This window comes from Shimazuella sp. NTD250 (assembly GCF_059510375.1).
In genome coordinates this window covers 514845-529925 of the sequence record NZ_JCAJZS010000003.1, presented here as the reverse complement: position 1 = coordinate 529925, position 15081 = coordinate 514845, and the positions used below count along the sequence as shown (strand labels likewise).

The following is a 15081-nucleotide window of genomic DNA, read 5'->3' as shown; positions in this document are numbered from 1 at the left end:
CACGATTTAAACCAATTTTAAAAAGATCTTGGTATTAAACCGTGAATGAAAACTCCTTATTTTAACTTCTTCAAAACTAAAACTGCATTATGGCCGCCAAAACCTATTGAATTGGAGATCCCGATATCTACTAGTTGTTCTCGCGCTTCATTTGGAACATAATCTAAATCACATTCCGGACTAGGATTATTCAAATTAATAGTTGGTGGAATAATGTTCCCTTGGATCGTTTTTACTAAGGCTATAGCCTCTACCCCACCTGCTGCCCCTAACATATGACCAACCATTGATTTTATTGCACTGACTGGAACTTCATAAGCACGTTTCCCCAACAATTTTTTGATTGCAATCGTTTCAGATTGATCTCCTACAGGTGTACTTGTGGCATGTGCATTGATGTAGTCAATTTCTTCAATAGAAATGTTAGCATCTTCAACTGCTTCTTTCATTGCCTGATAAGCACCTAATCCTTCTACATCAGTAGCAACCATATGATACGCATCAGAAGTAGAGCCATAACCTATCACTTCTGCATGGATAACGGCACCCCTATTCACTGCATGTTCGAAAGATTCCAATACCAAAATTCCGGCACCTTCAGAAGCTACAAATCCATCTCGATCTCGATCAAAAGGCCTACTAGCACGAGTAGGTTCATCATTTCTCGTAGATAATGCTCTGGCATTACCAAAGCCTGCAAGTGCTAGATCCGTTATAGCTGCTTCTGCTCCCCCAGCAATTACCACATCAGCTCCTCCCCTTTGAATTAACTTAAATGCTTCTCCAATCGCATTATTGCTAGTCGCACAAGCAGAAACATGCGCCATGGTCGGGCCTTTCAACCCAAACAGTATGCTTACTTGAGCGCTAGCCATATTTGCTATCATCATCGGTACAAGAGCGGGATTTACACGCGATGGTCCACGATCTAACATAGTACGGTGATTTTCTAAAATCGTTTGAATTCCTCCAATACCCGAACCAATGTAAACACCAATTCGACCCCTATTTTCCTCTTCAATAATGAGACCAGCATCGTCAATGGCTTGTTTTGATGCTGCAACAGCAAATTGACAAAATCGATCCATCTTCCGAGCTTCTTTTTTTCCTACAATACTTGCTGCATCAAAATCACGAACCAAACCGGCTATCTTAGTGGAAAATGATGCTGTATCAAATGTATCAATAGTAGATATACCGGATATTCCATGGCGAATACGATCCCAAAATGTATTTACATCGTTTCCCACTGGAGATATGACCCCCATACCTGTAATAACAACTCTCCCCATCATTCTTCCCTCATTTCACTATATTTTCTTTTAGAATGACACAGATCATTATCCTATTACAAGTTATAGGTTATCCTAGTATAATAAATGCTAGCATACAGAAAATCTACCTGCTAAAAAGGAGATCTTAGAGATATGAATGAAGATACTCGATTAAAAGCCTTATCCGAGTTTTTAAAGACACATCGAGCTAAGTTACAACCCAACGAAGTTGGACTGCCTTCTATCGGACGTAGGAGAACGCCTGGTCTAAGAAGAGAGGAAGTTGCCCAATTAGCTGGCATAAGTACAACATGGTATACATGGTTTGAGCAAGGAAGAAATATTACCCTTACCTCTTCTGTATTAAACAGTATATCTTCTGCCCTACAACTGAACGAAGAAGAAAAAAAATATTTGTTCATGTTGGCTTTAGATCAACCAACTGTACCAAATAGTGAAAAAACGCCCGAAATTAGCAGTGGTATGAAGGCTATCCTTCAAGAACTACGCCATTTTCCCACAATCGTCTCAGACAGTAGATGTAATATTATTGAGTGGAATCAAGCTGCTGCTGGGGTCTTTCTTAATTTTGACCAAGTACCACAAGAAGAACGTAATATGATCTGGTTACTATTTACCCGCAGAGAATTACGACAGTTAGCTGTTAATTGGCCGGACTTTGCACGTGGATTTTTAGCACTGTTTCGTTCTTACTATGGGAAGTATATGGGTGACCCTTGGTACAATGAATTCATTAACAAATTGTCTCTTGAAAATGCAGACTTTCAATCTTTTTGGCACCAAAATGATGTCAGTTCATCTCCTGAAGTATTTATTGAATTTCGTCACGCAAAAATGGGGAAAATGCTATTTGATCTCACTTCTTTAGATATAAAAGAAAACTCTGACATCCGTTGTAGCGTGTTTACACCATCTGATAAAAATACAGTTAAAAAGATGGAACAAATTGTACAGAGGATATTAAATGAATAAAAAGAGGCCACTCTTTCGCCTCTTGTGTTTTCATGCTTTCTTTTCATCTCAACCAGAAGAAATTATCTCATAAATACTAAAAATACAAAATTTTATTTTGAATATACAAAACATATTTATTTATGTTATTCTAGTATGAGTTTTGTGCAGGAGGTGGAAAAGTGTCTAAACGCTTTTTACCTGAGTTCATTCTGATTTCTGTTACATTTTTTTGGGGAGTCACTTTTGTGGTGGTTCAGAATGCCATCAAAGAAATCCCTCCTTACTCTTTTCTAGCTATTCGCTTTTTTGTTGCCTTCCTTTTGTTATGGCTCATCAATAAGCTTTTTGTGAAAGAAAACATCTGGAACTGGGCAGCTATAAAGAGTGGGGCATTGATCGGATTTTTTCTATTCCTTGGATTTACCTTGCAAACATTCAGTCTGCTTTACACCACATCAGGTAAATCTGGATTTTTCACAGGAATGAATGTCGCTTTCGTTCCTTTTGTCGCACTCCTATTTTTTCGACACCGTATAAAAATACCTACTTTAATCGGAGTCATCTGTTCTGTTATCGGTCTTTATTTTCTTTCAGGATCGATCGTAGGAATGAATATGGGTGATGTACTTGCTTTAGGATGTGCTTTGGCTTTTGCAATCCAAATTGCTCTCACCGGCCACTTTACAAACAAAGTAGGAACTTACACTTTTGTCATTTGGCAACTTATAACTGTCACTGTTCTTAGTGGAATTTCATCTTTTTTCTTTGAATCCGTAAAAATTGCTTTAATAGGAAAACCAGTTGTTTGGACAGCTATTCTAATTACATCTGCTCTTGCAACAGTTTACGCTTTTGTAGCACAAACAATCGTCCAGAAAAAAGTCTCTTCTGCACGTGTTGCAATCATTTTCACCCTCGAGCCAGTATTTGCAGCAATAGGTGACTACTATGTAAATGGTATCACTTTATCAAATGAAGAGCTATTTGGTTGTTCTATTATTATTCTTGGAATACTTCTAGCAGAAATTCCTTGGAAAACAAAAAAAGATCCTACTATTTCTTCTACATCCTTAAGCGAAACAAAATAACACCTTTCTACACCAAACCAGTTGTGGAAAGGTGTTTTTAATAAATCCTATCAGAGTATCAGTTGTATAATATAAATATAAAGGGGGGATTAATTTGTTTAAACATAATGAAATTCGCAACGGTATTTGGAATACCATCATGTATTTAACAGACAAACAAATCAATCAACAAGAATCATCTGACAGATGGAGCATTGCTCAAATACTGGAGCATCTTTATTTAACTGAAGACACCATCACCAAAAAAATGACACAGCACCTTCAAATGAAAACAGAAAAACCAATCGTAAAACCCGTTCAATTAACCCTAGACCGCTCTCGGAAACTTGTATATCCAATTCCAATCAGTGATGAGTTTCGAACATTGCACTCACTGCGAAAAAAATTAAACAATTCACGTCATGTTTTTGAGTTATTCATAGAAGGATTAACTGCTGATCAACTTGCACAAAAATCAATGAGACATCCAGTGTTGGGAGAAGCTATGAGTTTTCATCAATGGGTAGAGTTTGTAGGATTACATGAAAAAAGGCATTTGGAACAAATTAATGAAGTAAAGACAAACCTACATTTGCCTTAAGGAGATACAGCTAAATGATAAAAGATATCCACTCTACTACTACTTTACATAATGGAGTAAAAATGCCATGGTTTGGCTTAGGGGTTTATAAAATTCAAGAAGGAGCAGAATTGATTTCTACAGTGCATACCGCAATTGAACTGGGCTATCGAAGTTTTGACACTGCTTCTCTTTATAAAAATGAAAGCAGTTTGGGGGAAGCAATAAAGACAGCTACTATTTCACGTGAAGACCTATTCATTACTTCAAAAGTATGGAATACAGACCAAGGTTATGAATCTACACTTGCAGCTTTTGATGCGAGTCTAAAACGCCTTGGATTAAATTATTTAGATCTCTATTTAATCCATTGGCCTGTCCCTAATTTTTACAAAGATACTTGGAAAGCGTTAGAAAAACTATACCAAGAAGGAAAAGTCAGAGCGATTGGAGTAAGTAACTTTCACATTCATCACCTACAAGATGTAATGGGTATCGGAACGATAAAACCTATGGTAAACCAAGTAGAATACCATCCCAAGCTATCCCAAGAGAAAATACGAGCTTTTTGCCAGCAAGAAAGTATTCAATTAGAAGCTTGGTCTCCTTTGATGAGAGGTAGACTTCAGGACGAACCCACCTTGAGAGAAATTGCAGCAAAACATCACAGAACCATTGCACAAGTCATTTTACGATGGGATTTACAAAATGGCGTAATTACTATACCTAAGACTACTAAAAAAGAACGCCTGATCGAAAATGCTAATATTTTTGATTTTTCTCTAACTGCTGAAGATATGGAGCAAATCAATTCACTTAATGAGAACCTTCGGGCAGGTAAAGACCCTGATAACTTTGAGTACTAAAATAAACGAAAATAATTTTCATTAAAAAAGCCAAAACAAGGTGTGATATGAATGCTACAAACAAACGGTCTTTATATTCGTCCCCTAAACGTAAAAGATGTAGATTCCCTTTATCACTATTGGCAAGAAAATCGAGCATTCTTGGAACCATATAACCCCATACGACCCGAATCTTACTATCTTATAGAAGGACAACTGGAAAAGATTAAAACCGAAATAAACGACTGGGAAAATGATCGATCCTATGGATTTGGTATATTCCTTTACGACCATCAACTTATCGGCAGACTAACATTGAGTAACATTGTGCGGGCTTCGTGGCAAAATTGTACTATTGGTTACTCCATAGCAGAGGGTATGCAAGGCAAAGGTTACATGACATTAGCAATCAAACTTGCTCTGCAATTTGCTTTTGAAGAAGTAGGTCTCCATCGTGTACAAGCAGGAGTCATGCCCCATAATAAAGGATCTATCCGAGTGTTAGAAAAAAATGGATTCCTAAATGAAGGTTTGTCCAAATATCATGTACAGATTTTTGGGATATGGGAAGATCATGAGATATTCGCAATCACAACAGAAACTTGGAATCTCATAAAAAACAAGTAGAATTGCTTTTTTTGACTCTACTTGTTTTCTCCTTTTATACCATGTAACATCAGTTCGACTGTCCACTTTAATTCTTCATCTTCATTACCTGCTGATAAAATATCTGGAACTGCATTTTTAGCCAATAAATAACCGAATACAGAAGACATAATACCCCTTATCAAGACACGATTAGGTAGATCATCTCTTATCTTTCCAATTGCTTTTAAACGGTTTATTTTTTGACTAACAATATCAATAACATGCTTCCCCACATTTTCTTTTAATGCTTCACGAATATCAGGATGAAATAAACTTTCGATTAATACAATTCGTATCGTCTTCCAATTTTTTTCCACTAATTCCGTTCGATCTTCGATCAAGTCTTGCAAAATCTCTTCAATTGGCTTTTCTTGTTCTAAAATCTCTACAAGTGTATTTAAAATAAAGGGGCTAGCAAACTTTGAGATTACGGGAATAACTAATCGAAGGAGCAGTCCTTTTTTGGTACGATAATGTTTAAAAATGGTTGCCTCTGCAACACCTGCGAACTTTGCTATCTCACTAGTAGTCGTGCCATTGTATCCTTTTTCTGCAAACAGATGAATTGCTGCTTCTAATATATTTTGCTGCTTTTCCGTCAATTTTTTTTGGTCTTCCGCTAAATCTTGCATCCATCTATCCATACTGCTGTTCACCTACTCCGTTACACATTTTCATCTTCATGATAATATCATAACAACTGAAAGATTCATCAATTGCAAACATCCAATAAAAAATAGACACTGTATGTGTCTATTTTTTATTGGATAGCCATGCTGCTAATTTTTCTTGATCTGCTTTTGGTATAAACGATTGGGAAGGCATACTGCCTTTACCATTTTTCATTATCGTTAAAATTTGTTCCTTAGAATATGTTTTCCCCACATGTTGTAGTGCTGGACCATATCCACCTTCTAAATTTCCACCATGGCAAGTAGAACAATGATTTTGAAAGAGAGTCTCTTCTGCAGATAACTGCTGAGTTGTTTTCGGTGTCTCAGATTTGTTGTTTGAAGTGCTACAAGCAGCAAATAGTAAAAATAGGGAAACGATTGGAATGAGGAGCCATCTTTTTTTCAAAACTTTCTCTCCTTACGGTTTGTCTGTAGCAAGTTGACTTTTTTTCCATTCTGCTAACTCTTTTTCATCTTGTGCCCGCTGGATGCGAAACCATCTGGAAAAGACAAGAGCAATTGCTGTAATGTAAACCACTTCCTGTGTAATCTTCATGATCACGCCACCAGTTTGCTGATCTTGCAGGGGTGTCATGATCGAAAATGGTGAAACCTGACTGTACATGGGATAGATTGTGGTATCAGCAAACATAATTAATGCACAAGCTGGTGTCAGTAAAACTCCATTTGCAAAAATGTAGGCCAATTTGTGTAATGGTTTTATTTTATCCATCTCTTCTACAGGACAAATAATAGGCCACCACATGCACAATGCGGTGATAAGTAAAATGGTGTGAGCAATATTATGATATAGATGGTTCTCCATAATCATATCAAAGACAGCTGGCACATGATACACAGAAAGAAGACCATTAAAAATAAACAAGATAATTAAAGGTTTCGTAAAGAAAGTCAACAAAGACCGAAAAACTTTTATTTTTAACAATGGACGAACGAACCATCCTGGAATACCGAGTAACAATAAGGGCGGCATTACGATGTACAAAATCGTCATCTGCGCCATATGCATACTGAACAACTCGTGCGACAACAAGGTCAGAGGACTACCTTCAGCAAAGTAGTAAAACATAAGTCCCACGATAAAAGAAAAACGATGGAGTCCAGAAACTGGTGTTGCTCCTGAAATAAACTTTACCAATGGACCAGTCAATAAAATATATACCAATGCAATCGCAATGAAAACCAAATTTAAAACAATATCCCAGTTATTTGCATATAAAAAAATCTGAAAGAATTGGGAACCACTCATAAGGACTCCTCCTCTCTTCATCATACATCGTTTTCTATCTTAACACCTGTTATCTCTAAATGCCATGATCCATTGTTAAACTTTCTCAACAATTTGGGTACTTACCCATCTCCACTTTTCACTTGATCGAATAAGATAGCGCAGAAGAGAGAAATATGGGAGGGAGAAAAGTGAGGGCTACTACTCTCGGAAAAGCTGTAAACATCATGAAAGGAAAATTACTGTCTGGTAAACCGAACTTACCTATTCATGAAATAAACTTTGCCAGATTTCGTTCATTGAAATCCCATCAAATCTATGTTTACACCAAACAGAGTAAGTGGGAAAAACAACTAGCAGCAATTCAAAAAGTACGACCAGCTGCTGTTGTTATTCCTAATCATTTCAGTGCAAAAGGTATCCCTGCAAGTGTAGCTATAATACGAGCAAAAGACCCCTATGCAGCCTACTGGAAAATGGCTTTGTGGAACTGGAAACAATTCCATCCAAAAGTAATTGGTATAACTGGAAGTGCGGGAAAATCAACGACTACCGCTATGGTAGCATCCATACTACGTCAGCACTTTCGTATGGTTCGAACTGATGGTAATCTAAATACATAATCATTCACTTTATACCAAATTCAATAAAAAATTGAGGAACTTCAAATCTCCTCAAATCCATTTGGATGATCACCTGAGGAATTCGTGAAAAATTACCTAACTCAAATGGTAAACTTCCAACCCTCAGCTCTTGGAGGCATCGATTTACCGAAACGTTTCGGTGTTTCGTCTTTCGGTAGTCGGTAGGGCTCATCTTTTTAACTAAGTCGTATATCTATATATGAAAGTAATACATTCCTTATGTTTTCAACTTGTACCTGTCCAGCTCGCATATGCCATCTGCCTAACTGAGCTACTGCAAATTTAAGTCGTATAAAAAACGACAATTGGTGTAATAGCTCTACAAATACAAATAGGAGTACATAACGATCTACCTAGCATTACGATGAGGCGATAGATGTTTGGTTATGGTTGAAAACCATAGCCAAACAGTCTATCGCCCATTCGAAATGATTCGGTCAATCATGCAAGATATCTGTTGAATATCTTACATGATCTTCGCTCACCTCATATACACCTTATGAAGGTATATATGGTTGGGCTTAATCGTTATGTACTCTTGACTTTATGATGTCCTAAATAAGAACTATCATTCATCCTTTGGTGACTGAGATTATTTTCCAGCGCGACCTCTCAATCCGTGAGTCGGTTCCGTAACCCTGTTTGACATAGTCATCGCCTAGAAAAGGAAGATCAAGCTTATTGCAAAAATCAAATAGCCTCTATTCATATTCATCATCCCAAGATAAGGAGTTAGGAAAAAATAACCAATTTCTGAAAATTCGATATTACACCTTTTCGAGGAGAAATGCAAAAATACAGGATTTACCCAGAAAAATATTAACTGTTTTGAATAAATGATATAATAGAAATGTTGGTAAACTTATAAGAGGGAGTGTTTCCTACTATAACTACCCAAACCCTAAACGAATGGAACACAACGGAAGATAATCTTAGTCTTAAAGTGGCTGAGTTACAAATTTAAAAAGTGAAAAATGTTGATAAATCTAAAAAAGGGAGTGCTTACCATCGAAAAAATTATCCTGAGCCCAAACGAATGGAACACGACAGAAGAAAGTTTGAACCTTATATTTACCGAGCTACAAACTTAGAGAGTGTGAAAAAGAGGGATAATCCCCTCTTTTTTTATGTCATCAGATAGATTCCATAATATGATTCCGTTTCCCCTCAGTAGCCGTTTGCTGGTTCTATCAAGCTAAGAAAAGTAAACTAGCTATCCTACTAGATGTCTAGTTCAGAGCATCACACTTCCCATTGTCATATGTATTTTTAGAATTCATAAATAATTAACTTGAAAATTCTTGTTTTCGTATACTATAGTTATATTGGATGGGTGGAGGGTAGAGTACCTGTCAATTAAGACGTCTGGCAATTGCTAGATTTTGCAGAATAATGATGTATCGGTCTACATCACTGCAGAGGGTGTAGAAGACCCTCCGTCTGCGAGTGGCCGGATCCAAATCAATTTTGGAATGATTCCCAGTCTAAAAAGCTCGATTAATATAAAATAGAACATTCACCCAAAACAAAAAAACACACTATTCTTTCTTTAATGATTTAAAAAAGGAAAGGATGGCGTGTTTTTTATGAATCTATCCACCAAAGAAGAATTTCATTTATTTTCACAGACATTGCAAAAATATCTCTCTCCTACCAAACTGAAACAGTTGGCAAGAGCAACTAAATAAGGAAAATGTGGATTTACAACATTAAGGGATTCCGACAAGAAAATGAATACATTTGCAAGAGGAACATTTTCACCGGTCAATTACTAAGTGTTATTGCTGCATCAATAATATTTCGATATCTTGCTGTTATATTCATTTCTTGGCTTTTTCAAAAAAGAATCAGTTATAGTATAACTGTTAGAATAACAACAAAGCTTAGCTCATAAAGTTACCGAATTCAAGCTAACAGGAGTGTAACAATGGAAAATCCAATTAGAAAACAAATCTTTGAACTCATTGATACAGACTATCAGAAATTTTCGGCCGCACTTATACCTACTATTAACAATGTATTAGGTGTTCGGCTGCCAGAGCTTCGTAAAATAGCAAAAAAAATTGCAAAGGGGGACTGGCGAACTTACCTTGAAACTGCAAAAGATGAATATTTTGAGGAAATCATGCTGCAAGGTATGGTCATTGGCTATGTTAAGACGGATATTGAAGAACTCCTGTCTTATGTGGCTTCGTTCGTGCCAAAAATTGATAATTGGTCGGTATGTGATAGCTTTTGTACAGGTCTAAAATTTACAAAGGAAAATAAAGAGTGTGTATGGGAGTTTTTACAGCCCTATCTATCTTCAAAGAAAGAATATGAGATACGATTTGGAGTGGTTATGCTCCTGGTCTTTTATATCGAGACTGAATACATCGACAGAGTGCTGAATCTCCTGGATTGTGTAAAGAATGAAGGGTTTTATGCAAAAATGGCGGTTGCATGGGCTGTCTCCATCAGTTATGTGAAGTTTCCCGATTCGACAATGGAATATTTGAGAAACAACACATTTGATGATTTTACATATAATAAAGCCTTGCAAAAAATTACGGAATCTAATCGTGTGGATAAAGAAACAAAAAATCTCATCCGCAGTATGAAACGAGGATAAGAAAGTAAAAAGAGGGCAATGAAATTGATACAAGTTGGCATATGAAATGTGTACGTTAGTGTATCATTGCGATTCTATTTACAAAAACCTGAACTTTTTGTCACGTGTTTTATACAATTTCATTATTTCTCTTATCTTTTTCTTTTCTCTTTCTTCCATTGTGCATATTTTTCAGGCATGCAAACTGCACATGGCCTGAAACCTGCTGATATAGCCGCCTGTTCATCGGCAAAAAACACGCGATGTTTCACGTATCCACCTTTTGCTATAGTTCGAAGTGTTGAAGGACAATCTAATTTACCATATAATTTCCCCCGTCGATACCCACCAAAAATACCTGGTGTATTACTTTGATATGGACGCATATCGGGACCTAGCAGTGTAAATGTCTTTTTTTCATTTCCATTTTCAGCACCTTCCGCATTTTTTTTACACATGTAATCACATCCTGTAATATTTACGGCTCAAACCCTGTCTGGCTCACATAAATCTGATTTTCCGGAAAGACACCTATAAATCTCTTATATACTTTTCTAATAGCTTGCGGCCCATACCATTCTTCTAAACCAAGTTGTGCATATTTTTTTTCAATTCCAAGTTTTTTTGTGCGTTTTCCTCCACTGCCATCGCCCATAAAGTAGTCGTCAATACATATCCGATCGACGAATGTCTTCAATTTCTCAGGAAAATAGTCCCCACTCGGTAATATGGGTGCTATCGCCACTTGGGTCGGTATTTTCGCATCCACTAATTTTACCAATGTCTTAAAGCGTGCCTGAATAGGAGGTGCCTTTGGAGTAAAATGTTTACGCATCGTTTCCGAATCCGTTTCAATCGTCATACTTACCCGGACTTTATCTTTTAAATGCTGCAGCAAATCGATATCTCGACTTACAAGTGGGCTTCTTGTCTGTACTAATAAAAAGTCAGGGGGATCTTCTATCATAACCTCTAGTAAAGATCGCGTCACTTTTTCTTTATGCTCTATGGGTTGATATGGGTCTGTACTTGATGACATAAATATGGTTACTTTCCCTTTGGCTTTGGCGCGATGAAGCTCCTTGCTTAATAAATTCGCAGCTCCGTTTTTAACATCAACCCAATTTCCCCATTCCCCTTCTCGAAAGAGGGATACAGGCATTTGGCGTACATAACAATATGAACACCCAAACGAACAACCTGTATAAGGATTTAGTGAATGAGTATACCCAGAAAGAAAGCCTGTACCTTTATTAAGAATGGTTTTTGGGTTTTTATAGAACAATTCACTTTTCATGACGGAACCTCCTTTCCATTCATTGTAAGGCAATAATCACTCCTTGTTGGATAATGCTTGTCTTTCCAAATCCAAAAGCAGTGTCTTCATTTCTAATCCACCACGATAGCCGGTTAATGATCCATTCTTTCCTACTACACGATGACAGGGAACAGTAATTAATACTGGATTAGCCCCAATCGCCGCACCTACAGCTCGAACAGCTGCTGGTTTATTTATATAATTTGCAATGTCTGAATAAGACTTAGTCTGTCCGTACGGAATTTCACAAAGTGCATTCCAAACTGCAAGCTGGAATGCTGTCCCATTGTAATTAAATGGAACAGTGAAGGTTTTCCGTTTTCCTTTTAGATACTGGGTAATTTCATCTGCATAGGGTTCAAGCTTTTCACCATCTTCAACAAGAGGACTTCCCGTAAAGTGTTTCTTAGCCCATTCAGACAATTCCTCGAATGGTTTGTTCTGTGAACCAACAAACACAAGTCCCTTAGATGTTGATGCAATATAAAAATTCAAATCCTTAAACTTTAGCAAAGACCAATAAAGGGTTGGTTTATTCTTTGATTCCATTTTACATTTCCTCCATTTTACTCATTTGACGAAATTGCGCTGGTGGATGTCCGGTTTTCTTTTTAAATAAAGTAATAAAATAGGGCGTGTTAGGCATACCTACACATATGGCGATATCCCCAATCGCTTTATTTGTGTGAACCAAATACTCTTTAGCAGCGTTTAATCTAACCTGTCGGATATATTCAACTGGTGTGATGCCTTTAATTTTTTTAAACGTTCGATGCAAATGATAGGGGCTCCCGTGAGCAATATATGCTAACGTTTCTAGAGTTAATTTTTCTGTAAAATTTTTATCAATGTATTCAGTGATAAGAGCAACCCACTCACTATCAGGCAATTTCTCATTAGTAGGCTTGCAACGTTTACAAGGGCGAAAATTTGCATGGAGAGCTTGTTCTGCGCTTTGAAAAATACATACATTTTCTTTTTTTGGAACACGGGATTTGCAAGATGGTTTACAGAAAATCCCCGTGGTTTTTACAGCATAGAAAAATTGATCATTGTACGATGCATCATTATCTATAATTGCTTGCCACTTATCGTCTGTCATGATTTTCGCGTCATTCGAAATTCCATAATCAAGACTCTCTTGGTATTTATTATTAGTACTGTCCGGCACTTACTTCACCTCTCCTTACAGTATATCCTCTATAAATTCAAAATGGATGATTCTAGGAATAAAATAGCAAGATATTGAAATTTAATACCTACTTGGAATCATGAAAAATGATTCCAAGACCATATCGTTCTCCAGAAATAACTGTACTTACTCCATGACGAACCTTATTTTTGTAATATCCTTTTTTGCCAAGAGCAGGTCTATGGTTAGTAGGAAAGATAAGCGCACTGCCTTGTTCTAAAGTAATCACATGTCCCCTGCTCTGAGCACGAGGAATTTGTTCCACTAATAAAGACTCACCACCCGTATAGTCTTTATCTCGTTGATTTATTACAAATACTACTTGAAATGGGAAAAACACCTCTCCATATAAATCTTGGTGCAAACAATTAAACCCACCTGTTTCATATTTTAAAATTAAGGGTGTCGGTCTGGTTTGTTCATATTCTTCACATGTTTTCAAAAAATCTTGAAGATGATCCGGAAACTGTTCTGATTTCTTTAAATAACCCAACCATCGATTTGCTGTTTTGGCCAACTCTGGATAAAAGGACTCTCTTAAACTTTGAATGATGTCAGGTAATGGATAGGAAAAATATTTGTACTCCCCATTCCCAAAGCGATATCTCGTCATATTGATTGTCGCTCTGTATGACTCTTCCACACTATAAAGTTCCATGATGGAGTCGCATTCCTCTTTTGTTAAAATCGCTGAAAGCTTTGCAAATCCTTGATCATCTAATTCGTTTTGAATTGAATCCCAATTTAAGCTTTTGACACGTGTTTTTATATCTTGGACCATTTTTATCATCTCCTATTTAGCAATATTCTTGATAACTAACACTATAACCCCATAAATAAGAAAAAATAAGGCTTTTAGAATGTAATAGCAAGATAACAAAATTAGTAAAGATTATTATGTGATAAATACTTCTAGGGTTTTCGGTTAGGTCAACTTCCTCGAAAAGATCCATACATAAAAACAACAACTCTAGTAAAAACACACAAAGGTTGTTTTTACTAGAGTTGTTGATAGAAGTATATGCCAGTCCTGATTACTAAAGTTATTTCTATGTACAACACCCATGTTTGTAATATAAACCAGTTTAGAATTTCCACTGCTCCGCACCTAAAGCGCGAATTTCATTCAATCGATTAATTGTCTTGATGATTCCTGGAGTATCGGCATTCACAGGAGCTTTTTGTAACCGATCCAAATGGTTTTGGCATCTGTTTGAAGCGATTTTTCCAGCGCTTCAAACTACTCAGGAGTGTGACTATTGTTGTCTTCCGCTCGATGAGGTTTGTTGTAAATATAAAATTTTTTATCAGCATCATAACATGGATGAAAAAACTGCTTTGTATGTTCTCGGAATACTCTTTTCATGCCCTCTGGAGAAATGTATAGGATATCAAGTTCATTATCTTCAAGTATTCCTATCGTTCCAATCTAAACTTTTACAATATATTAACTTGTATATATACATTCTTTTCTTTATTATCAACATGTGGTCTGTTACCGAACAGAAAGGAGACCACAAATGTCAGAGGAAGAGACCAAGGGTCTTGGTGCCATCTCCATCGGACGGGTACATCCGTCTAAGTTGTCCCATGAAAGGGACAACGAGGAGGGGCACTCCAGCGGTACTTCCGAGGACAACACTCAGGGGAATGAGAAATAAAACTCGAATCCCTCTCTGACATACGCTGGGTGGTGAGCATTCGTTCACCACCCAGCACCTAATTTATATTGAAACATGATCTATCAACGATATTGAAACAAAATAAGCATAACAACTGTTGCGCCATGCTTTCCCTTTATAAAATAACCTTGCCCACTCTTTCATCCATGCACCTCTATAAACAATAACAACTCTTATTTTGATTAAAACACGACGGACGCTCAGTATCCGCTAATATTACTACGAACACCTAGCGCCACTGTGCCGGGGGATCACTTGCCGTCCTTCCCCTTCCCTTGGATCTTGTCGGTAACCTTCTATGCGGTCTTCTCTGCTTCCTAATCGTGATAATATCTATTTCAAT

16 protein-coding genes are annotated in these 15081 nt (G+C 36.9%); 7 read left to right on the top strand and 9 right to left on the bottom strand.

Translation table 11 applies throughout. The annotated features are described in order from the left end of the window. Nucleotides 1–56: 56 nt before the first annotated feature. Nucleotides 57–1292 (bottom strand): beta-ketoacyl-ACP synthase II, encoded by a 1236-nt coding sequence (gene fabF, locus AC5WOF_RS10810; RefSeq protein WP_496049949.1) that lies wholly within the window; start codon nucleotides 1290–1292, stop codon nucleotides 57–59. 135 nt (nucleotides 1293–1427) lie between these two features. Between fabF and AC5WOF_RS10805 the strand changes: the two genes are divergently transcribed. The 5 genes from AC5WOF_RS10805 to AC5WOF_RS10785 all read left to right on the top strand — a co-directional run bounded on the left by AC5WOF_RS10805 (nucleotide 1428) and on the right by AC5WOF_RS10785 (nucleotide 5368). After that, nucleotides 1428–2267, top strand: a complete 840-nt coding sequence (locus AC5WOF_RS10805) for a helix-turn-helix transcriptional regulator (RefSeq protein ID WP_496049948.1) — start codon at nucleotides 1428–1430, stop codon at nucleotides 2265–2267. Nucleotides 2268–2428: 161 nt separating this feature from the next. Beyond that, the gene (locus AC5WOF_RS10800) at nucleotides 2429–3337 is read left to right on the top strand and encodes a DMT family transporter (protein ID WP_496049947.1); all 909 of its coding nucleotides are present in this window, start codon (nucleotides 2429–2431) and stop codon (nucleotides 3335–3337) included. Nucleotides 3338–3431: 94 nt separating this feature from the next. Beyond that, complete coding sequence (locus AC5WOF_RS10795; protein ID WP_496049946.1) at nucleotides 3432–3917, top strand: DinB family protein; 486 nt, start codon at nucleotides 3432–3434, stop codon at nucleotides 3915–3917. 14 nt (nucleotides 3918–3931) lie between these two features. Continuing rightward, nucleotides 3932–4762: an aldo/keto reductase gene (locus AC5WOF_RS10790; protein WP_496049945.1), complete on the top strand. Its 831-nt coding sequence runs from the start codon at nucleotides 3932–3934 to the stop codon at nucleotides 4760–4762. 51 nt (nucleotides 4763–4813) lie between these two features. After that, entirely contained in the window at nucleotides 4814–5368 is a 555-nt protein-coding gene (locus AC5WOF_RS10785) for a GNAT family N-acetyltransferase (protein ID WP_496049944.1), read from the top strand. A 17-nt stretch (nucleotides 5369–5385) separates the two neighbouring features. Here AC5WOF_RS10785 and AC5WOF_RS10780 read toward each other — a convergent pair whose 3' ends face one another. From AC5WOF_RS10780 to AC5WOF_RS10770, 3 genes are all read right to left on the bottom strand, one after another. After that, nucleotides 5386–6033, bottom strand: coding sequence for a TetR/AcrR family transcriptional regulator (locus AC5WOF_RS10780; protein WP_496049943.1), 648 nt, complete (start codon nucleotides 6031–6033; stop codon nucleotides 5386–5388). Nucleotides 6034–6142: 109 nt separating this feature from the next. Next, nucleotides 6143–6469 (bottom strand): c-type cytochrome, encoded by a 327-nt coding sequence (locus AC5WOF_RS10775; protein ID WP_496049942.1) that lies wholly within the window; start codon nucleotides 6467–6469, stop codon nucleotides 6143–6145. A gap of 12 nt (nucleotides 6470–6481) precedes the next feature. Further along, nucleotides 6482–7333, bottom strand: coding sequence for a cytochrome c oxidase assembly protein (locus AC5WOF_RS10770; protein ID WP_496049941.1), 852 nt, complete (start codon nucleotides 7331–7333; stop codon nucleotides 6482–6484). A 170-nt stretch (nucleotides 7334–7503) separates the two neighbouring features. Here AC5WOF_RS10770 and AC5WOF_RS10765 point away from each other — a divergent pair, with 170 nt between their 5' ends. Then, nucleotides 7504–7935, top strand: coding sequence for a hypothetical protein (locus AC5WOF_RS10765; RefSeq protein ID WP_496049940.1), 432 nt, complete (start codon nucleotides 7504–7506; stop codon nucleotides 7933–7935). A gap of 1948 nt (nucleotides 7936–9883) precedes the next feature. After that, nucleotides 9884–10567 (top strand): DNA alkylation repair protein, encoded by a 684-nt coding sequence (locus AC5WOF_RS10760; RefSeq protein ID WP_496049939.1) that lies wholly within the window; start codon nucleotides 9884–9886, stop codon nucleotides 10565–10567. 131 nt (nucleotides 10568–10698) lie between these two features. Here the strand turns inward: AC5WOF_RS10760 and AC5WOF_RS10755 are convergent, their stop codons facing one another. From AC5WOF_RS10755 to AC5WOF_RS10735, 5 genes are all read right to left on the bottom strand, one after another. Continuing rightward, the gene (locus tag AC5WOF_RS10755) at nucleotides 10699–11004 is read right to left on the bottom strand and encodes an Ada metal-binding domain-containing protein (protein WP_496049938.1); all 306 of its coding nucleotides are present in this window, start codon (nucleotides 11002–11004) and stop codon (nucleotides 10699–10701) included. 20 nt (nucleotides 11005–11024) lie between these two features. Continuing rightward, the gene (locus AC5WOF_RS10750) at nucleotides 11025–11843 is read right to left on the bottom strand and encodes an SPL family radical SAM protein (RefSeq protein ID WP_496049937.1); all 819 of its coding nucleotides are present in this window, start codon (nucleotides 11841–11843) and stop codon (nucleotides 11025–11027) included. 36 nt (nucleotides 11844–11879) lie between these two features. Next, entirely contained in the window at nucleotides 11880–12413 is a 534-nt protein-coding gene (gene adaB, locus AC5WOF_RS10745; protein WP_496049936.1) for a methylated-DNA--[protein]-cysteine S-methyltransferase, read from the bottom strand. A gap of 1 nt (nucleotide 12414) precedes the next feature. Then, the gene (locus tag AC5WOF_RS10740) at nucleotides 12415–13035 is read right to left on the bottom strand and encodes a bifunctional transcriptional activator/DNA repair enzyme AdaA (protein WP_496049935.1); all 621 of its coding nucleotides are present in this window, start codon (nucleotides 13033–13035) and stop codon (nucleotides 12415–12417) included. A gap of 88 nt (nucleotides 13036–13123) precedes the next feature. Then, a complete protein-coding gene (locus AC5WOF_RS10735) occupies nucleotides 13124–13837 on the bottom strand; it encodes a 2OG-Fe(II) oxygenase (protein ID WP_496049934.1) in 714 nt (237 codons plus the stop codon). Between the last annotated feature and the right edge of the window lie 1244 nt (nucleotides 13838–15081).